Genomic DNA, 19504 nt, shown 5'->3' with positions numbered 1-19504 from the left:
AAGCCTTCGCCAGTGTCCCGGCGAAGGCTCAAAAGGTCAAGCAACCCCATGCTTACTTCTTGGAGATGCGCCCATCCAACACAGCAGCTTTCGCGCCATGGGCCGCCAGATACTCAGCGGTCACATCTGCAAGATCTGGGCCATAATCGTAAGCATTCATGGCATCACGGAACATTTTATAGCCGTCGCCCCCATTGCGCACATAGTTATTGGAGACAACCCCATAGACTTTGGCGGGGTCAATTGGCGCACCTGCGACCATCACGTCACTAATACGGCTGCCTGCTTCCGCGCTTGCGTCAAACGTATAGGTCATGCCAGAGACCTGCGGAAAACGCCCTGCGCCATCTTCAATCTGGCTCACACCATTTTCCAGCGCAGCCACAATAGTTTCACCGCTCACTTGGAACGTGGACAATGTGTTCTGGAATGGAAGAACGGTCAGCACTTCGCCCATTGTCACTTCACCCGCATCAATAGACGCGCGGATACCGCCCCCGTTTTGGATCGCGATTTCAATACCTTGATCTTTGACGCGGTCCAGCATCGCATCCGTGATTAGGTTGCCCATCGCACACTCACCAGCCCGACAAGAACCGCGATCACCATCAATCGCCGCATCCGTTGAAGCCACAACGCGCGATTTCATTTCTTCAATCGGCCCCGCAAGCTCAGCCACACGCGCTACGATATCGGCATCTTCGGCAACAGAGGCATCTAGTAGGATAGTGTCGCCTGTCGCAGCCGTCACATTGCCCGCGTCATCAAATGTCAGCGTAAGATGCCCAACATATTTGGAATAGGCATAGGCTTGCACAACCGGCACATTGCCCACCATGGTGGGATAGGCCATCGCGCCCTCCTTGGTGTTGGAGAACTCCGTGTGCGAATGCCCACCAACCACAGCATCGATGCCAGATACCGCTTCCGCGATGGCCATGTCCTTGTTCACACCGACATGGTTCAGAGCGATAATCTTGGTCACACCTTCCGCGGACAGTGCATCAACATCCGCTTGCAGAGCTGCGATCTCATCTTCAAAAATCACCGCCTCGCCTGGGCTCGAGGTCTCCGCCGTGTCCGTTGCCAAGGCAGAAATGATGGCCACTTTCTCGCCGCCCACTTCAAGCACAACATGGTTGGCGACTTTGCCTGCCAGAACATCCGATTGAGAGACATCAATATTGCCAGAAATCACCGGAAAAGAGACACCCTCCACGAGCTTCAGCAAACCTTCTGGTCCGTCGTCAAATTCGTGATTGCCCACGGCCATGGCATCAAAGCCAATCTTTTCCATCATTTCGATTTCCACGTCCCCTTTATAGGTCGTGTACATCAAGGAGCCTTGATACTGATCTCCAGCATCCAAAACGAGCAGGTTCTGCCCATCCAATTCTTTGCGCAGCTCGGCAATTTTGGTCGCCACACGGGCATAACCGCCAAAGCACTTACCTTCCGCGTTGTCCTCGGCTTTACAGGTGGAATCATATTTGTTGATGGGTTCGATGCGGCTATGCAAATCGTTGATGTGAACGATGTGCAGAGTATAATCGGCAGCGGCCATTCCGGCGGTCACGGCCAACAAAGCCGCCCCAGTCATCAAACGAGCAAACATGGAGAATCCCTTCAGGTTTTATCAGTCAATCAATATCGTGCAGTTTCAAAGCAGCAGATGTCAAAACATTAACACGCTCTTACTGTGCTTGACCTTGCCTGACGCGCGTTGCATGAGCAAGACCATGCTGATCTTCAAGATTTTCCGCGCCGACGAATGGTCGGCCCTGCGCGAAGACGGACAAACCGCCGGCGCGCCTATCGATGTGGCTGATGGCTACGTACATTTCTCCACCGCTGAACAGGCTGCTGAGACAGCCGCAAAGCATTTTGCAGGCGAAGCTGATCTTACCCTTCTGGCTGTGGATGCAGGTGCGCTCGGCGATGCGCTTAAATGGGAGGTGTCACGTGGCGGCTCCCTCTTCCCGCATCTCTATCGCACACTCAAACTCAGCGATGTTCTCTGGGCCAAAGAGCTGCCCCTGATCGATGGTCATCACCAATTCCCCGAAGGAAGTCTGTCATGAGTCTCGCCAAAATGTTTGAAGGCTTGGGCATGAAAGCCCTGCGCAGTATTGATCCTGAACATTCCCATGGCCTCGCCATTCGGGCGTTGGAAATGGGCCTTGCCAATGCGCCGGGCGAAATCACCTCTTCCCGACTGAAAACAACCGTTGCAGGCCTGTCGCTGCCCAACCCAGTGGGCTTGGCCGCCGGTTTTGACAAAAACGCCACCGCCCTCAATGGGTTGGCGACATCCGGCTTCGGCTTCGTCGAGGTCGGTGCCGCCACGCCACGCCCACAGCCAGGTAATCCCAAACCACGCCTGTTTCGCCTGTCCGAAGATCATGCGGCTATCAACCGCTTTGGCTTTAACAATGACGGCATGGAGACCATTGGCGCTCGCCTTGCGAAACGCCCCCAAAACGCCGTCATTGGTCTGAACCTTGGTGCCAATAAGGACAGTGACAACCGCGCCGAAGATTTTGCGCGCGTGCTGGCCCATTGTGGCACACATCTGGACTTCGCAACAGTCAATGTCAGCTCGCCCAACACCGAAAAGCTGCGTGATCTGCAAGGCAAGGCCGCGCTTGCTGCGCTCTTGAAAGGCGTGATGGAAACCAGAGACAGCCTAAGCCGCAAAATCCCGATTTTCCTGAAAATCGCACCGGATCTCAGTGACGCAGAAATCTCCGAAATTGCAGAAGTTGCTCTGGAGGCCAATCTGGACGCCATCATCGCCACCAACACCACCCTCTCTCGCGACGGTCTGGCCAGCGCTCACAAAGGCGAAGCCGGCGGCCTCTCCGGAGCCCCCTTGTTTGAGAAATCCACCAAAGTGCTCGCCCGTCTTTCTGAGATAAGCGCAGGCAAACTGCCTCTTATCGGTGTTGGCGGCATCAGCTCCGCAGAGCAGGCATATGCCAAAATCTGTGCTGGTGCCTCCGCAGTGCAGCTTTACACCGCGCTGGTCTATGGCGGCTTTTCTTTGGCAGAAAAAATTGTCCGCGATCTTGATGCCCTTCTTGCGCGTGATGGCTTTGCGAATGTATCTGATGCGGTTGGCAGCAAACGAAAGGACTGGCTATGATCACCATCTGGCACAACCCGCGCTGTTCCAAGTCACGGCAGACCCTGGCCCTGCTGGAGGAAAAAGGCACAGTGACCGTGCGCCGCTACCTCGAAGATACGCCAAATCTGCAAGAGCTTCAGAAGGTTCTGTCTTTGCTGGGCGGAAATGCCATCGACATGATGCGTCCCAAAGAAGCTCGCTTTAAAGAAATGGGGCTTTCCAAAGAGGACAGCGAAGAGACATTGCTCAAAGCAATGGCAGAAAATCCGATACTGATCGAACGCCCGATCGTGATGGCCAACAACAAAGCCGCCATCGGGCGCCCTCCCGAAGCTGTGCTGGACATCCTCTGAAGACAGCGGTGTTCCAGCACTTCTTCTGACAGGAAATACTCCGGGGGGGTGGGGGCTGGGCCCCACCTACCCTCAGGCCCATGCACAATCAGCCCCCGTACTCAAACTGTGCTTAAACTGTTCCCTGTTGTCCCTGAAAGACCGCGCCAACCTCTGCGCGAATGATCCGGGCAATAAAGGCACAATCCTCCACCGAAAACGTCAAAGGGATGCGCATATCTACAATACCCTTGAGGATCCGATCCGTCTTCGGCATCGGCGCGCTGGGGGCGTACCGCCAGCTGTCATAGCGTGAGGTGAAGGCCACAGGTTCCGCCCCCCCAAACCATTTCAACTCCACACCACGGGCCGCGCAACGCGCCAACGCCTCGCGGATGTCATGCTCAGTCCAATCCAGCAGGAGGAACTGAATTGAGCTTCCCACGTAGTGTTCGTGCTCTGCGCGCTCCGCAACCGTTAAGCCCGGTGTGCCGCGCAGTTCCTCTAAAATGACGTCATGCCGGACGTTCCACGCAGCAACTTGATGATCCAAATTGCGCAGCTGTGGGCGCAAAATTGCGGCGCGCAGGTGATCCATACGGCCGGACACATTAGGCGTGTCATATTTCACCGCCTCAAACACCTCCGCCTCTGGCACGGCGCCATTGCGCCCATAAAGCATATAGCTGCCCGACAACATCGTCGCCCGTGCCATGAGTTCCGGATCATCACTGATCAAGAGCCCACCTTCGCCCGAGTTCATATGTTTGTAAGTTTGTGTCGAATAGCAGGCCATCCTCCCCCAACGGCCCGATGCGGTATTTTTCCAGGCCCCGCCCATAGTATGCGCGCAATCTTCAATCACGCGCACCCCGGCAGCATCACACAGCGCCATAAGCGCCTCCATATCACAGATATGCCCCCGCATGTGCGACAACATCAGCACATCAGCCTGATCCGCTTTGGCTTTGAGATCCTCCAGATCAATCACCAGATCCTCGGTCACCCCAACAAACACGGGCACCGCGCCAACACTTGCGATGGCTCCAGGTACCGGTGCCAGCGTAAAGGCATTGGTCAGCACTTTGTCACCCGGCTCTACCCCCATAGCACGCAGGGCACAGCCCATCGCATAGCCGCCAGAGGCCACAGCAAGACAATATTTTGCACCGACATAAGCGGCGAACTCGCGCTCCAGCAAGGACGTTTCGCCCACTTCCCCTTCGGTGAGGTTATAGCGATGCAACCGCCCACTGCGCAGCACCGCAACAGCCGCCTCGATTGCCTCTTCGGAAATCGGCTCTTGCTGCGTAAAATTGCCGGTAAACACGTCACTCATCTGGTTTGCGCCCTTTGTCGTTGCTCAAGCATTAGGGCAAAGCTTGCTGCCCTGCAATCAAGCGCCTGCCGGTCCGAGCAAAAGATCCACAACCTGAGGAAGACGCGCATAGTCATGCAGCAGGGCTTCAGGCGCGAGCGCCGCCATATCCTCCCCACTTGGGCCAAAGGTGACAAGAATACTGGGCACACCCGCCGCTTTTGCAGTGTTGCGATCTGTGTCGCTGTCACCCACCAATGTGGTGGCCGCAGGATCTCCCCCAAGGCGCCTGACCGTTTCGATCAACGGCGCAGGATCCGGTTTGCGCACTGGCAGAGTGTCTGCTCCGACAAGCGCGCCAAACGCATCCCTCACGCCCAATGCTATCAGCAATTGATCCGCCAAAGCCTCAGGTTTGTTGGTACAAATTCCAACACCATACCCCGCAGATTTTAGAGTCTCCACAGCGTCCATGGCCCCGTCATAAAGATAGCTGTGCTCAGCGATGGCACCGCCATAGGCTTCCAGCAGCACGGGGTAGTATTGCGAGACCACCGCCTCATCCATAAGGCCTAAGCGCGTCAGCCCTTCTGTCAACATGCGCCGCCCCCCCCGCAGAGCCACGCCCGCATCCCGCGACACCGTGAGCACATCTCCATGCCCCATATCGCGAAAACATACATTCGCAGCGGCAATCAGATCGCCGCTGGTATCTGCCAGCGTGCCATCGAGATCAAAAATCACGGTTTTCATGCGCATTTCCTTAGGTTATTGCGCGATATCCCGCGCACCGCTGTTACAGGGCGCAACCTGAATTGATCCTTCAGAGCCTTGCACCCTATCTGCACTGCGATAAAACGGGCACAATCGAAATTCAAAGAGAAAACACATGAGCATCGCACTTGTCATCCTGGCCGCAGGCAAAGGCACCCGGATGAACTCAGACCTTCCAAAGGTTCTGCACCCGGTCGCCAACGCCCCTATGTTGATCCATGCCCTTCAGGCGGGTCAAGCGCTTGCACCTGAGCGGATCCTGGTCGTCGCAGGTCATGGTTTTGACGCTGTCCAAGCCGCAGTTGCCGCACATAACCCGGACGCGCAGGTTGTGCTGCAGGAAGAGCAGAAGGGCACAGCCCATGCTGTTGACATGTGCCGTGATGCGCTCGCAGATTTTGACGGAGACGTCATTGTGTTGTTCGGCGACACGCCTTTTGTCTCTTCTGAAACGCTTGAAAAAATGATTGCGGCAAAGGCGGAGAATGCCGTTGTGGTCCTCGGGTTTGAAGCGGCCGATCCGGGCAAATATGGTCGCCTGATCATGCAGGGTGACAGTCTGGAGCGCATTGTCGAGTTTGCAGACGCTTCAGAAGCCGAACGTGCCGTCAGCTTCTGCAATTCCGGTGTCATGCTTGCAGATGGCAAAACACTGTTCGATCTGATCGCAGCCATTGAAACCAACAATGCGCAAGAAGAGTATTACCTCACTGATGTGGTTGGACTGGCCCGCGCGCATGGCCTGAGCGTGACCGCTGTGGCTTGTGACGAAGCCGAAACCATGGGCATCAACTCGCGTGCGCATCTTGCACAGGCTGAAGCGATTTTTCAGGCGCGCGCCCGTGACACTCTGCTCGATTTAGGCGTGACCCTGCAACAACCTGAAACCGTCATGTTGTCTTTTGACACGGTGATCGGGCGCGACACTGTGATCGAGCCAAATGTGTATTTCGGCCCGGACGTGACCGTTGAAAGCGGCACACGCATTCGTGCGTTTTCTCACCTCGAGGGCTGTCACGTCTCTCGCGGGGCCACCGTCGGCCCCTATGCGCGCCTACGCCCCGGCGCGGAACTTGCTGAGGACACGCACATTGGCAATTTTGTGGAAATCAAAAACGCACAGATTGGCGCTGGCACCAAGGTCAACCACCTGTCCTATATCGGCGACGCCACTTTGGGCAATGGCACCAACATTGGTGCGGGCACCATCACCTGCAACTATGACGGCGTGATGAAACACCGCACCACCATCGGGAACCGGGCCTTCATCGGATCCAACACAATGCTGGTGGCCCCGGTAACAGTAGGGGACGAAGCCATGACAGGCTCTGGCTCTGTCATCACCAAAGATGTACCAGAAGCGGCCCTCGCTTTGGCGCGTGCCGATCAGGTGAACAAACCCGGCGTTGCACGAAAATTGTTCGACTTGTTAAAGAAAAAGAAACAAAAATTGGTATCGGAGGCAAAATAATGTGCGGAATCGTCGGCGTTCTTGGATCACATGAAGCTGCCCCAATCCTTGTAGAAGCCCTAAAACGGCTGGAGTATCGCGGCTACGACAGTGCTGGCATTGCGACGGTGCACGACGGCGCGCTGGATCGACGCCGTGCCGTGGGCAAGCTGGTCAACTTGTCTGACCTGCTGGTGCATGACCCGCTGCGCGGCAAATCCGGGATCGGCCATACCCGTTGGGCCACCCACGGCGCGCCAACAGTTATCAACGCCCATCCACATCGCGCAGGCCCTGTCGCTGTTGTCCACAACGGTATTATCGAAAACTTCCGCGACCTGCGCGAAGAACTGGCCCAAAAGGGCTTTTCCTTCGTCACAGAAACGGACACAGAAACCGTGGCGCTTCTGACCCAAAGCTATGTCAGCGAAGGCCTCGCCCCTGTCGATGCAGCCCTAAAAACGCTCTCCCGCCTTGAGGGTGCCTTTGCCCTGGCGTTTCTGTTTGAAGGCGAGGACGATCTGATCGTCGCTGCACGCAAAGGATCCCCGCTGGCCATTGGACATGGTGACGGGGAAATGTATGTGGGCTCTGACGCTATTGCCCTTGCGCCGCTGACCAATGAGATCACCTATCTTGAAGAAGGCGACAGCGCGGTTGTGACACGCAGAAGCCTTTTGATCCGGGACGAAGCTGGCCAAGAAGTGACCCGCGAGGCCAAGATCATCAACATCGATCAATCGATGGTGGACAAAGGCAATCACAAGCACTTCATGGCCAAAGAAATTGGCGAACAGCCAATGGTCCTTGGTCAGGCCATTGATCACTACCTGTCCAAAGACGGTAAATCCGTCAACATGCCGGGCAGCGGGTTGGATTTCACAAAAATCAACCGCCTGACCATGGTGGCCTGCGGAACCGCCTACTACGCCTGCTTGACGGCAAAATACTGGTTCGAACAGATCGCAGGCATCCCTGTCGAAGTCGATGTGGCCTCTGAGTTCCGTTACCGCGAACCACCCATCACAGATGGCACCGTGGCGTTGTTTGTATCGCAATCTGGCGAGACCGCCGACACGCTCGCAGCTCTGCGCTATTGTGCGGGCAAGGCGGACAGCATTGTTTCCGTTGTAAACGTGCCTGAAAGCTCCATCGCACGCGAAAGCGATCTTGCTCTCCCCATTTTGGCAGGTGCCGAAATTGGCGTGGCCTCAACCAAAGCTTTCACATGCCAGCTGACCGTGTTGTTGATGCTGGCCCTGAAAGCTGCAGAAGATCGTGGTGCCCTCTCTGCGGATGCCCTTGCGCAGCATCTGAGCGATCTGCGCGGCATTCCCGGCCTGATCAACCAAGCCATGGGTGCCGAAGCACACATCAAAGAGGTGGCTCAGAAACTCTCAGAAGCACGTGACATTCTCTTTCTAGGGCGCGGACGCATGTTCCCCCTTGCCCTTGAAGGCGCGCTGAAACTGAAAGAGATCAGCTACATTCATGCCGAAGCCTATGCCTCTGGCGAGCTCAAACACGGCCCGATCGCGCTAATCGACAAACATGTGCCGGTTGTTGTCATGGCACCGCATGATGAGCTGTTTGATAAGTCGATCTCAAACATGCAGGAAGTGATGGCACGCGCTGGTAAGGTCCTGCTGATCACAGATAGCGCTGGCTTGAAGGAAGGCGCGGAAGGCACTTGGCAAACGATCCAGATGCCGCAGGTCTCTCCAGTGCTGTCGCCAATTCTCTATGCCGTCCCTGCTCAGCTTCTGGCGTACTACACAGCTATCGCCAAAGGTACCGACGTGGACCAACCTCGAAATCTCGCCAAGTCTGTGACTGTGGAGTAAGCACTCTATGATTTCATTGGATGACGCGCTCTCTGTCTTGCGCGAACACATCGAGCCGGGACGCGCCGAAGGGATGGCCACGTACCACAAGCAGACGCGGCAGGTTCTGGGCATAGCCAATCCCGCGCTGAATGACATCAGCAAGACATGGCGTCGGTCCTTGTCGGTTGAAGACCGAGTGACGTTGGCAGAAAGCCTTTGGGACACCGATATTTTTGAGGCGCGCATTGTCGCCGCCAAGATGCTGACGCAGGCACGGTTGCGTCCGGATGACGTGGCGTGGCAGTTGATTTGCCACTGGGTTCCGAATTTTGACAGTTGGGCGATCGCCGACCACGCCTGTATGGCGGGGCAGCGCCGTCTTTTGGCGGATCCTAGCCGGATCGACATCGTGGAAAGCTGGACACAGTCAGATCACATGTGGACGCGTCGCGCCGCTTTGGTCATTACCCTGCCATGGACCAAACAGAATTTTCCCAAACCCACCGATCTGGAAATCCGGGATCGCGTTTTGGGCTGGGCGGCGCGCTATGTGCAGGATCAGGACTGGTTCATCCAAAAGGCGGTGGCCTGGTGGCTGCGTGACCTTTCCAAACATGATCCAGACCGCACCCGCGCCTTTCTCACGGCAAATAGCCCTGAAATGAAACCCTTTGCTGTGAAAGAAGCGTCTAGGCATCTTACCTGATCAATAGGGCGATGATACGCAATGGGCTGGACATTTTGTCCCTATTTTCGCCCCTACAGCAAACTTATCGCCCTACAACTTTAGCCGCCCTTGTCCTGTTCAGTGGTGCCCACTAATTATGGGCTATGACAGCTCCTTTGATTGATCCCTTCCATCGCGCCGTTTCCTACCTGCGTGTGTCCGTCACAGACAGATGTGATTTCCGCTGCGTCTATTGCATGGCGGAGAACATGACGTTTCTGCCCAAAAAAGAGCTGCTGACGCTCGAAGAACTCGACCGTATGTGTTCAACATTTGTGCGTCTCGGCGTGCAAAAGCTGCGGATTACCGGCGGTGAGCCGCTTGTGCGCCGCGATATCATGACTTTCTTCCGTGGTATGACCCGGCATTTGGAGAGTGGTGATCTCAAAGAGCTGACGCTGACCACAAATGGGTCCCAGCTCGAACGCTTTGCAGATGAGCTATACGATTGTGGCGTGCGCCGTGTGAATGTCTCTCTGGACACAATCGACGAAAACAAATTTGCCGACATCACCCGCTGGGGCCGCCTGCCTCAGGTATTGCGCGGCATTGATGCGGCCCAAAAAGCCGGCCTACGGATCAAAATCAACGCTGTTGCCCTCAAGGGCTTTAACGAGGACGAGCTCTTCACCATGGCCGAATGGTGCGCGGAGCGGGACATGGACATGACTTGGATCGAAGTCATGCCCATGGGCGATCTTGGCAACGAAGATCGTCTGGATCAGTACTGGTCCCTTGAAAATCTGCGCGCACGGCTTTCTGAGCGCTATACGCTCACGGATCTGGCTGAGCGGACAGGCGGCCCAGCGCGCTATGTGCGTCTGGAAGAGACCGGGCAAAAAATCGGCTTTATCACGCCCATGACCCATAACTTCTGTGAGAGTTGCAACCGTGTCCGCCTGACCTGTACCGGGCAGCTCTTTATGTGTCTTGGGCAAGAAGACATGGCCGACCTGCGCGCGCCTCTCAGAGGTAGCGAAAGCGACGCGGCTCTGGAAGAGGCGATCCGTGCCGCAATTGCTCTCAAACCGAAAGGCCATGACTTTGACTATTCCCGTCAGAAGGTTGACGGCCAAATGTCGCGCCACATGAGCCACACAGGCGGATGACGTTAAGCGCTTCGGCCCCTTGAAAGGGGCCGCTACGCCAAGTGCTGCTTAGATTTGACTGGCTGGCACCTGAATTTCGATACCCTCCATCGCTTCAGAAAGCGTCACCTGACAGCTCAGACGACTGCTTGGTTGGGGATCAATCACAAATTCCAGCATATCCACCTCATCGCTCTGAGGTGCTGGCAAACGGGCAAACCAGTCTTCGCTCATTACGCAATGGCAGGTGCCGCACGCACAGGCACCACCACAATCCGCAGAAATCGCTTCAACGCCAGCCGCAACCGCCACCTGCATCACGCTATCACCAACCGAGCCTTCCGCCTCAATACGGTTGCCACTTGCCTCGATAAAAATCACTTTGACCATTGGGTATTGCCCTCCTCAGGCACGGGTCCAGCCCACACGCAGAGCCTTCGGCCCGCGCACGGACAGGCCGCGTTTGTATTCAGGTGATGGGTCTGCCAGAGCAATCTGAGAAAACCGCGTATTCAGAGTGGTGAAAATCACATCCATGTCGAGACGTGCAAGATGGTTGCCAAGGCAAAAATGGGCACCGCCTCCAAAGGCCATATGCCTGTTGGGCACCCGCCCCACATCAAACTGGTCTGCATTTTCAAAGCGTTTCGGATCACGGTTTGCCGCGCCATAGAGTAAACCAAAGCGCGTGCCTGCCGGGAAAGTCTTCCCCCCAACTTCCGTTTCTTCCGTCGCAAAGCGGTGGAAAAAGGGCAGCGGGGATTCAAAGCGGAACATCTCCTGCACGGCTGTCTTCATGAGGCTTGGATCCTCGCGCAGACGCACATGCTGATCAGGGAAACGCAAGAGAGCATGCATGCCGCTGCCCAATACATCAATGGTCGAACCATGCCCGGCCATAAGGATCAACATTGCCGTTGAAATTAACTCATCTTGACTGAGATTGCCCGCATTGCGTTGCTCTACAAGGCGTGAAAGCAGATCTTCCTGCGGTTTTTTCTCCCGTTCTGCCAAAAGCGTCAGCAGATATTCGTAAAACTCTTTGGTCGCCTGCTCCGCCCGCGCTTTGTCCGCATCATCCCGTCCCGGATCAAAGAAGCGCACAACCTCTTCAGACCAATGGCGCAACTGATCGCAATCTTCATCAGGAACCCCGAGCACGCGGCCAATAATATGCCCTGGCACATGCGCTGCAAAATCTCCGACAAAATCAATTTCCTCGTGATCTGAGAGCTGATCCAGCAAGTGATCCACATAGGCCTGAATGGCCGCTCTCTGCCGGGAAATCATTGCCGGCGTGAACTCCCGGAAAACAACCTTGCGCAAGCGGGCGTGGGTGTCGCCTTCACTTTCCAAAAGGTTGATCTGCACGAAGCGTTCGTGATGAGGCATATCGTGAAAATTCAGCGCTTTCTGCTGCGCCAAACGCGCCTGCTCAGAAATATACTCCTCGTTGTTGCGCAGCATCGTCTTATTCAGAGCCACCGCTTCGACATCCGCCATGCGCGTCAACATCCAAGTCTCGATGTCATCATAGTAAAATGGCTCACGCAAAGCGCGCATGGCTTCATAGATCGCATAAGGATCTCGGGCGAACTCTGCGCCGTGCGGATCCAAAGACAAATGGGAGTTGGGAATGGACGTCATTGGCTCCTCAGCTATTGGGCGGCGCGCCATCGTACATGGCCGCAACCGCGCGAAAATGCAAAATGATCGTAAGAACTTCAAGAGGAGGTGCTCGAAAGAGCAAGCGCCCCTAATGAGCCTGTGCATGCGAACTTTGCCCGCAAAGGACTCCATTGGAAAGTTCCTCAACAATATCTGTTTATATTTGACCACGCAGTAGAAACATTTCATTCTGAATTTCGTTAACAACTGAAATTACATTCAGAGGGAAGAGTTCCATGACAAGTCAATCGTTTAAGCTGTCTACAGCGATTGCTGTTGCCACAACCTTTGGCGCCGGAGCCGTTCAAGCGGATACCCTGCGTTTGCTGACATGGGGCGGGTATGCTCCTGAAGAAGTTGTGGCAAAGTTCGAAGAGCAAACAGGTCACACTGTAGAGGTGACAAAATCCAACAACGAAGAGATGATCGCAAAACTGCGCGCCACCCGTGGCGGGGGCTTTGATCTGGCGCAACCAAGCCAAGATCGCATTGCAGGTCCTCAAGAAGAGTTTGGCATCTACAAGCCAATCGACCTGTCAAAAATTGAGACCTCGCTGTTTATCCCGTCTATGCTGGACGCGACAAAGGGCAACACCACAGTCGGTGGTGATGTCTACGGTGTACCGCATGTATGGGGCACATCGGGCCTTGTTGTAGACACCGCGAAAGCTTCAATGGTCCAGGACTATACTGACCTCTGTGCACCAGAAGTGGCTGGCAAGGTTTCTTATCGACTGAAACGTCCAACGCTGATTGGTTTTGCCTATTCGATGGGCCTGGATCCCTTCGCGGCATATGGCGACGCGGCCGCCTATGAAGAAATCATGAGCCAAGTCGAAGCCAAGTTGATTGAATGCAAGGCTGGCGTAAAAACTTATTGGGGCGGCGGCGACGAACTCATGGGCCTCATGCGTTCTGGTGAAGTTGTGGCGTCCATGGCTTGGGACACCGGCGGTTGGAAGCTAAACGCGGACAACGCGGACATCACCTTTGTTGCACCAAAAGCAGGCGCATTGGGCTGGGTGGATACATTTGTTTTGCCCGCAAAAGGGAAAGCTGACGACGCGGCCTATGCTTGGATCAACTTTGTGATGCAGCCCGAAATCGCAGCAATGATCACTGCCGCCGCAGGTAACTTTACGGCCTCAAACGGCGCGGATGCCTTTGCAGCAGACGACCTTAAGGCACGTTACCAGGCCTCTTTCCCCGCCGAAGCAATTGACAACATCAAATGGTATCCACCTGTGCCTGCGGGCTTGGAAGCCATCGAAGGTGGCGTTCTGGATCGCGTCAAAGCAGCCAAGTAAGCTCCATCCAATCTTCAAAACTATGCGCGCGCCTGACGTATTGGGCGCGCGCTTCATACGTTCTAAAGGCCCCACATGACCCCTGACTTGCACTGCACCAGCCTCACCAAGACTTTTGGCGACACCAACGCCGTAGACAACGTGTCCTTTACTGTGCCAGCCGGATCTTTCTTTTCTATTCTGGGGCCATCCGGCTGTGGTAAAACCACAATTATGCGTATGGTTGCTGGTTTTCTGGAACCGACATCCGGCGACATCCAAATCAAAGGCCAGTCAGTATTGAACGTTCCGCCCAACAAACGACAGGTCAATATGGTGTTCCAACACCTTGCACTGTTTCCAATGATGAATATCGCGGAGAACATTGGCTATGGGCTGCGGCGAAAGGGGCTCAGCAAAAAAGAGATCGATATTAAGGTTGAAGATGCGCTGGATCGCATCGGACTGCCGGATATTGGCATGCGCCGCGTCGAAGAGCTCTCAGGCGGGCAGAAGCAACGTGTCGCCATCGCACGCTGCATGGTTCTCGAGCCTGACGTGCTCCTACTGGACGAACCACTTGGCGCTCTGGACCTTAAACTGCGCGAGCATATGAAAGTGGAACTCAAAGCACTCCAAGCTGCCTTTGACACCACCTTCATCTACATCACACATGACCAGTCCGAGGCCCTGGTAATGTCGGATAAGATCGCGGTCATGAATGCAGGCCGCTTTGAACAGGTCGGCAGTGCGCAGGAACTCTACTACCAACCAGAAACCGCATTCGTGGCGGGCTTCGTGGGCGACAGTAATCGTTGGTCCGGTACCGTGTTGAAAAAAAACGGCGCCAATCTCCTTGTGCAAACCTCCAATGGACTAAGCCTGCGTGGAACTGTTAAGGGCAATAGTCTCCAAGAAGGACAACGTATTGACGCTTTTGTCCGTCCCGAAGCCATTCGTATCGCCTACAAAGCCGAGGAACTGTCAGGCTTTGACAATCAGGTGTCAGGTATCGTGTCATCTATCCTATTCAACGGTGCAGCTTCTCGTGTGCTGGTCAAAGATCAGAAAGGATTGCAGGAGATCGCCGTAAACCTACCGCAATCCGGAGAATTTGCGTCTTTGGCGAAGGGCGCAGAAGTGCACATCGCTTGGTCCAGCGATCAGGCAACATGCTTTGCCACAGGAGCAGCCTGATGCAGCAACAGGCAAAACTCGGATTAATTCTACTTCTGACACCCTTTTTGCTGTGGCTCAGCTTACTGATCTTCATCCCGCACATTGATTTGTTTCTAGTGTCACTGCGTGAACGCGTGGGAGTGGGGCAATACCAAGTGAGCTTTGCAAACTACTTTGCGTTCTTCCGTGAACCGCTCTATATCATCACCTTTGTGCGTACCGCTGTGATGTCCGTTTTCGCAACGATCCTTACCCTTCTGATCGGCTTTCCGGTTGCCTACTACATTGCCAAGCTGGCGAAGGGGCGAATTCAGTCTGCACTCTTCCTCCTCTGCCTTGTCCCCTTCTGGGTATCCGAACTCGTTCGCACCTTCGGCTGGATGATCCTGCTGCGCGAAACTGGAATAATTTCCAATCTTCTGCAGTTTTTGGGCCTGGCTCATGCACCTGTCGAAATGCTGTACAACGACGCAGCGATCATGGTGGGCTTGGTATATACATCGATGCTGTTTATGGTTGTGCCGCTTGTGACCACGCTAGAAAGCCTGCCCGACGAAGTGGTCGAAGCAGGCTACGATCTGGGAGGAAACGGCCTGAGCGTGCTGCGCGAAATCATCATCCCACACGCGATGCCTGGCATTGTATCTGGCTCGATTGTTGTCTTTATGCTGTGTCTCGGCAACTATCTGACGCCAACGATGCTGGGCGGTAAGGAGAGCCTCTGGTTCACAGAGTTGATTTATTCTCAGTTCATTGTGCGCTTCAACTGGGAGCTTGGCGCCGCCTTTGGCTTCTTACTCTTGCTTCTCTCGTCTGTGATTGTTTGGGGCATGCTGCGTTTAACCGGACAGTCCCTTGAAAAAACAATGGGGTAAGGAGCCGCCACAATGATCCCTTCGATTCCGCAGTCCCGACTAATCAAAACGGCCTACATAGCCTATGTGGCGCTTTTCTTCATCTTCTTGGCGCTACCGTTGATCGTAGTCGCCAGTTTTGCATTCAACAACAGCCAGTTCCCCTCTCTGCCCTGGGAAGGGTTCACTTTGAACTGGTTTTTTGGCTCCGAACGCCCAATGATCGGTGTTTTTCACGAGCGATCCATTCTGCGAGCCATTGGCACGTCGGTCTTTGTCGCGTTTTGTGTCTCCGCTCTCTCGATGGTAGTCGGTCTGTCGAATGCCTTCCTATTCAACCGCTACAAATTCCGCGGTCAGGGCTTGCTGTATGTTCTTATGCTGCTCCCCTTGGTCATCCCCGGTATCGTATTGGGTATTTCCATTCTCGTAGCTTCCAGCAGAGTAGCCAATGGCCTATGGGATGGTTTTCGTTGGGATATTGAAGCACTTCGCCCGGGTTTGTGGCTGGTCGTCCTAGGACAATTCTCCTTCATAACCACAATTGCGACTTTAGTGATTGCGGCACGTTTGCAAAAATTTGACCGATCCTTGGAAGAGGCAGCACTTAACCTGGGAGCTGGGCGTCTAACGGCAATCCGCACCATCACCCTGCCCTATCTCGCACCCGCTATGATCGGCGCCTTTGTGGTGGCCTTTCTCATGAGCTTTGAAAATTTTAACACCACACTGATGCTGGTAGGCTCCGACGCACCACTGACAATCGCGATGTTTGATCGCTTAAAGGAAGGATCAACGCCCCTGCTAAATGCTGTCAGCCTTCTTTTAATGGTTGGATCGTCCTTGCTGGCACTGATCATGATTGCCTTCCAAAAGAAGGGCTAGTCTAGGTTACACGCCTGACAAAGCGCGCCGCAACAGGCGCGCCAAGAATAACCAAGACAATGCGTGAGAGATGATGGGCGATCACAAATCCAAGATCAGCGCCGACCACAATCGCCAGCAGCGTCATCTCTGCCTGCCCCCCTGGCGCGAATGCCAGAAACGCTTCCATCTCCGGCGCGACATCTAAGAAAGTGACGGCCTTGGCAAAAGACACGGTCAAAATCGCTAATACGACCATAAACGCCAAACCAGATAGCACCACGCTGCGCAGTTCTCGCAGGGTGACGCCGACGTAGTGGACGCCAATAACAACTCCAATAAAGAACTGTGCCGTCCAGATGGCTTCCTGAGGCGGACGAGAATGCAGCACGCCTCCCATCGTCAGTGCCGCAGATACAATCATGGGGCCTAAAATGGACGCTCCAAACAAGCCGAGCCTCTCCCCCCCTTTCCATCCCAAAAGCGCAGCACCCGCCATGATGAACATCTCATGCAATGGTAGCTGTGAAGCAGGCTCACCAATCGGGTTGGAAAGGCTCACATCATACACCCAGACCAACATGATCGGCGCCACTAACAGAATAACCAAAACACGTGTGGCATGGATCAAAGAAAGCACGCGGGCATTTCCGCCCGCCTCCTCACCAAACAGGATCATGTCCTGCAAGCCTCCGGGCATCGCTGCGTAGTAGGACGTGATTGGGTCAAACTTACAGATTTTGTGAAAGAACGGCACACCCACCACCGCAATAAGCAGGATGTAAAGCGGCATCAAAGCCAAAGAACCCATCATGCTAGGCAACTGGCCAGCCACTTCAGGCGTTATGGACGTGCCAACTGCAACCCCGAGGATCGTCCGTGCTGCGACCGTAACTTGCCCAAATCCAGCAAATTGTGCACCACATAATGCAGCCAAAAGGCAAGCGGCCATTGGCCCAAACAGAAAAGGAAGTGGTAAACCAAATTTCCAAAAACCCAAGGCACCCATCGCAGCCACTAAAAATGTGATGATGCGAAGTCGCGAAACTGCCACGGGTGATTCCAATCATAATTGACCGATTGCATCCTCTTGTATACATTTGGATGCAATTTAACAATAAGCGTGTTCCCATGCCTCACTCTCCCTCTGATCCCTTGCACGGGAATGCTGCCTACTCCGCATTGCTTACTGAAATCCGAGAAGGACGTATTTCCCCCGGCGATCGTTTGCGTGAAACCGAATTGGCGGTGCGCTTTGAGATCAGTCGTACCCCCGTGCGAGAAGCTATTCGACAACTTGAAGCTGACGGACTTGTCACGCATTTGCCACGCATTGGTGCCACAGTGCGTAAGCTTGATTACTCTGAGGTCATGGAGCTCTATGAAATGCGCTTGGTACTCGAGACCACAGCAACTCGTATGGCAACCCGCGCCGCCTCTGAGGCCGAGTTAGCCGAACTCCACTCAATAAATGACGATTTATCAAATGTGGGCAAAGGTGCGGAAGCATCTCGTCTCAACCGTCAATTTCATCGCGCATTGCTAGAAGCTGCAAAGAACCGTTTTCTAATAAAATCAATGGTCAGCTTACAAAAAGCCATGCTGATATTGGGCCCTACTACGCTGGCAGAAAGCGAAAGATACGACAGCGCACTGATGGAACATCAAGCAATCCTTGACGCTTTATATGCTCGTGACAGCCTTGCGGCAGAAGACGCAATGCGTGTGCATATCCTCGCGGGTCAACGCGCGCGCATCCGCGCCCTACGTTCTGAATTCGACAATCCTAACGACATCTATCCTTCGGACTGATGCTGTCAAAATTCCACTAACCAGTGAGGCTACTGCCGAATACCAAGCTGCATTTTATGCCATCTTTGGTCCAGCAATCGCTTTCCAGCGCCGTCCCGCGCATGCACCACATACAGATTTTTCAGGACCTCATCAGGTAGCGTCAATGCTGAATGGCTATAATATGGGCTTTGTATAAGGGCCCGCACATCAGCGGAACGCGCGACTGAAAATGTAAATTTTGCATTTGCCGCCATCACGTCAACATGAGAAAAGCGATTTATCATCTTAACGCCTTTTTGTGGCGAGGGCGCGTCCGCAGGCAACACAAAAAGATCTGCCCACAAGTTGCTACCCTCTTTCGGCAAGACATACTTAATGTGAGGCAGCGCTGTTTTTAGGTCCGGCTCAAATGCCTCGGAACTCCAAGAGATGGATAGGCAAGCTCTTCCATCAATCAACGCATCATGCTGAAAGGTGTCATATGACTGAACAAATGGCGCGATGCTTTCCAAAACCTCAAACGCCGCATCCAGATCTTGCTGTAGAACAGATTGTGGATTTCGCCCAAGATAAGTCAGCGCCGCAGCGACAACTTCTTCGTTTGAGTCCACTATCGAAATACCACAATCTGCAAGAGCCGCAGCATTTTGAGGATCAAAAATCAAAGACCAGCTGTCTAGAGCAACATCTGGGAGACGTGCACGAACTTCATTTATGTCAAACGCCAGGCCCAGTGTTCCCCATGCATAGGGCACCGCATATTTCTCAGCAACCGGCAGAGCCTCAAGCAATAGCGGCCAAAGACCCTGCTCCAACTCAGCACGCCCTGAAAACTCAAATGACGACACCTCCTGAAGAGCACCAGCGCTTACCAAACGCCCCAAAGTTTCCGTAGCAACGACAGCAACGTCGAAACCTGAGCCTCCCGCCAACAAGAGGGACTCTGCTTTGTCGGAATTCTCGTAGGTGACCTCTTGCACTTCCCAGCCAAACTCTTCGGCCATCGCAGTGATCTCATCGGGGGCGACATAGGCGCCCCAGTTTAAAAAGCTAAAGCTATCGTTTTCCGCACTCGATGACAAAGATGGAAAAAAACAGGATAACGCGACAGACACTATTGCCCTTTTTTTCAAAGTTGCTTTTCCTGTCGCACGACCACCGTACGCGCTGCATCGCGTGCCCACGGGAGCTTGCAACTCGGATTTATAGCAATTGGA

Annotated in this window: 19 protein-coding genes; 12 read left to right on the top strand and 7 right to left on the bottom strand. The window is 54.4% G+C overall.

Annotated features, from left to right (window positions below):
- Nucleotides 1–52 precede the first annotated feature (52 nt).
- Nucleotides 53–1615 carry a 5'-nucleotidase C-terminal domain-containing protein gene (locus J7382_RS07145; protein WP_209068378.1) on the bottom strand — a complete coding sequence of 521 codons (1563 nt, stop codon included), beginning with the start codon at nucleotides 1613–1615 and terminating at the stop codon, nucleotides 53–55.
- Between the two features lie 124 nt (nucleotides 1616–1739).
- Here J7382_RS07145 and J7382_RS07140 point away from each other — a divergent pair, with 124 nt between their 5' ends.
- The 3 genes from J7382_RS07140 to arsC are packed head-to-tail and all read left to right on the top strand — an operon-like array spanning nucleotide 1740 to nucleotide 3480.
- Nucleotides 1740–2081, top strand: a complete 342-nt coding sequence (locus J7382_RS07140; RefSeq protein ID WP_209068754.1) for a DUF952 domain-containing protein — start codon at nucleotides 1740–1742, stop codon at nucleotides 2079–2081.
- Entirely contained in the window at nucleotides 2078–3145 is a 1068-nt protein-coding gene (locus J7382_RS07135; protein WP_247744899.1) for a quinone-dependent dihydroorotate dehydrogenase, read from the top strand. Before J7382_RS07140 ends, J7382_RS07135 begins: the two co-directional genes overlap by 4 nt.
- Complete coding sequence (gene arsC / locus J7382_RS07130; protein ID WP_209068372.1) at nucleotides 3142–3480, top strand: arsenate reductase (glutaredoxin); 339 nt, start codon at nucleotides 3142–3144, stop codon at nucleotides 3478–3480. The genes J7382_RS07135 and arsC overlap by 4 nt, the downstream gene beginning before the upstream one ends.
- Nucleotides 3481–3592: 112 nt before the next feature.
- On the opposite strand, the gene J7382_RS07125 is transcribed toward arsC, so the two are convergent.
- Together J7382_RS07125 and J7382_RS07120 are read right to left on the bottom strand one after the other, a co-directional pair.
- Complete coding sequence (locus tag J7382_RS07125; RefSeq protein WP_209068370.1) at nucleotides 3593–4798, bottom strand: aminotransferase class I/II-fold pyridoxal phosphate-dependent enzyme; 1206 nt, start codon at nucleotides 4796–4798, stop codon at nucleotides 3593–3595.
- Nucleotides 4799–4855: 57 nt separating this feature from the next.
- Nucleotides 4856–5530 carry an HAD-IA family hydrolase gene (locus tag J7382_RS07120; protein WP_209068369.1) on the bottom strand — a complete coding sequence of 225 codons (675 nt, stop codon included), beginning with the start codon at nucleotides 5528–5530 and terminating at the stop codon, nucleotides 4856–4858.
- A gap of 136 nt (nucleotides 5531–5666) precedes the next feature.
- On the opposite strand from J7382_RS07120, the gene glmU reads away from it, so the two are divergent.
- The 4 genes from glmU (at nucleotide 5667) to moaA (ending at nucleotide 10663) form a co-directional block, all read left to right on the top strand.
- Nucleotides 5667–7022 (top strand): bifunctional UDP-N-acetylglucosamine diphosphorylase/glucosamine-1-phosphate N-acetyltransferase GlmU, encoded by a 1356-nt coding sequence (gene glmU / locus J7382_RS07115; RefSeq protein WP_209068367.1) that lies wholly within the window; start codon nucleotides 5667–5669, stop codon nucleotides 7020–7022.
- Nucleotides 7022–8845, top strand: a complete 1824-nt coding sequence (glmS, locus tag J7382_RS07110; RefSeq protein ID WP_209068366.1) for a glutamine--fructose-6-phosphate transaminase (isomerizing) — start codon at nucleotides 7022–7024, stop codon at nucleotides 8843–8845. Before glmU ends, glmS begins: the two co-directional genes overlap by 1 nt.
- Nucleotides 8846–8855: 10 nt before the next feature.
- Nucleotides 8856–9533, top strand: a complete 678-nt coding sequence (locus tag J7382_RS07105; protein ID WP_209068752.1) for a DNA alkylation repair protein — start codon at nucleotides 8856–8858, stop codon at nucleotides 9531–9533.
- 125 nt (nucleotides 9534–9658) lie between these two features.
- Entirely contained in the window at nucleotides 9659–10663 is a 1005-nt protein-coding gene (moaA, locus tag J7382_RS07100; protein ID WP_209068365.1) for a GTP 3',8-cyclase MoaA, read from the top strand.
- A 48-nt stretch (nucleotides 10664–10711) separates the two neighbouring features.
- Here moaA and J7382_RS07095 read toward each other — a convergent pair whose 3' ends face one another.
- A complete protein-coding gene (locus J7382_RS07095; RefSeq protein WP_209068364.1) occupies nucleotides 10712–11032 on the bottom strand; it encodes a 2Fe-2S iron-sulfur cluster-binding protein in 321 nt (106 codons plus the stop codon).
- Nucleotides 11033–11047: 15 nt separating this feature from the next.
- Nucleotides 11048–12289, bottom strand: coding sequence for a cytochrome P450 (locus J7382_RS07090; protein ID WP_209068363.1), 1242 nt, complete (start codon nucleotides 12287–12289; stop codon nucleotides 11048–11050).
- Between the two features lie 257 nt (nucleotides 12290–12546).
- Between J7382_RS07090 and J7382_RS07085 the strand changes: the two genes are divergently transcribed.
- The 4 genes from J7382_RS07085 (at nucleotide 12547) to J7382_RS07070 (ending at nucleotide 16514) form a co-directional block, all read left to right on the top strand.
- Entirely contained in the window at nucleotides 12547–13617 is a 1071-nt protein-coding gene (locus J7382_RS07085; protein ID WP_209068362.1) for an extracellular solute-binding protein, read from the top strand.
- 75 nt (nucleotides 13618–13692) lie between these two features.
- The gene (locus J7382_RS07080; protein ID WP_209068360.1) at nucleotides 13693–14793 is read left to right on the top strand and encodes an ABC transporter ATP-binding protein; all 1101 of its coding nucleotides are present in this window, start codon (nucleotides 13693–13695) and stop codon (nucleotides 14791–14793) included.
- A complete protein-coding gene (locus J7382_RS07075) occupies nucleotides 14793–15650 on the top strand; it encodes an ABC transporter permease (RefSeq protein ID WP_209068358.1) in 858 nt (285 codons plus the stop codon). The genes J7382_RS07080 and J7382_RS07075 overlap by 1 nt, the downstream gene beginning before the upstream one ends.
- Before the next feature lie 12 nt (nucleotides 15651–15662).
- Nucleotides 15663–16514, top strand: a complete 852-nt coding sequence (locus tag J7382_RS07070) for an ABC transporter permease (protein ID WP_209068356.1) — start codon at nucleotides 15663–15665, stop codon at nucleotides 16512–16514.
- A gap of 1 nt (nucleotide 16515) precedes the next feature.
- Here J7382_RS07070 and J7382_RS07065 read toward each other — a convergent pair whose 3' ends face one another.
- A complete protein-coding gene (locus J7382_RS07065) occupies nucleotides 16516–17502 on the bottom strand; it encodes an AbrB family transcriptional regulator (protein ID WP_209068751.1) in 987 nt (328 codons plus the stop codon).
- A gap of 122 nt (nucleotides 17503–17624) precedes the next feature.
- On the opposite strand from J7382_RS07065, the gene J7382_RS07060 reads away from it, so the two are divergent.
- On the top strand, nucleotides 17625–18305 hold the full coding sequence (locus J7382_RS07060) for a GntR family transcriptional regulator (RefSeq protein WP_209068355.1): 681 nt from the start codon (nucleotides 17625–17627) through the stop codon (nucleotides 18303–18305).
- A 29-nt stretch (nucleotides 18306–18334) separates the two neighbouring features.
- On the opposite strand, the gene J7382_RS07055 is transcribed toward J7382_RS07060, so the two are convergent.
- Nucleotides 18335–19420, bottom strand: coding sequence for an extracellular solute-binding protein (locus tag J7382_RS07055; protein ID WP_209068354.1), 1086 nt, complete (start codon nucleotides 19418–19420; stop codon nucleotides 18335–18337).
- Nucleotides 19421–19504 lie beyond the last annotated feature (84 nt).

Source organism: Shimia sp. R11_0, assembly GCF_017744035.1.
In the GTDB taxonomy this organism is placed as follows: domain Bacteria; phylum Pseudomonadota; class Alphaproteobacteria; order Rhodobacterales; family Rhodobacteraceae; genus Shimia; species Shimia marina.
This window is presented reverse-complemented; position numbering and strand designations above follow the sequence as displayed.